General features: G+C 72.3%; 1 protein-coding gene. It reads left to right on the top strand.

Going from position 1 to position 455, the window contains the following annotated elements:
* Positions 1-141: 141 nt before the first annotated feature.
* Positions 142-455, top strand: a 314-nt coding sequence (locus G3I71_RS47360) for a hypothetical protein (protein ID WP_203733155.1), incomplete at its 3' end; no start/stop codon positions are given.

Below are 455 nucleotides of genomic sequence, written 5' to 3'. Positions count from 1 at the left end.
GCCGTAAGTGTGAGCAGCCGCCGCGGCCGAGCGCACGGGCATCCGGCACCCCGGCTCCGTGACCTACCCGGCCGACGGTCACGGCGCAGGTGGCCGGATCCGTCGTCGAGCGTCCCGGCGAGCACCCCCGGGCCAGCGCCCGTGCGGTTCTTCCGGGCGCCCACGGCGCCCGAACGCGCCCTGAGGTCGTGCGCCCTCAGCACCCTCACCGTGGGCATCAAGGCCGCACGTCAGGCCCCGTCCGGTCAGCTGGTCGTCGCGTTCGACCACGGCTCCGCGATCAGCACGCTCGTCAACCCGCAGCGGGACCTCGACGATGCCCGTACTGCCTGCGACGTCACGGTCGACGACGTGGTGCCGTCGCCGATCGTGGCGGAGGTGTGGTTCGCCATCGCGCCCCTTCTGGACGGCTGCGTGCCAGTCGGGTGGATATCGCGACACACTCTCGCTCATTG

The sequence above is a fragment of the Streptomyces sp. SID12501 genome, from assembly GCF_010550245.1.
GTDB lineage: Bacteria > Actinomycetota > Actinomycetes > Streptomycetales > Streptomycetaceae > Streptomyces.
Note: the sequence above shows the minus strand (reverse complement) of the source record. Positions and strands in the feature narration are given on the sequence as shown.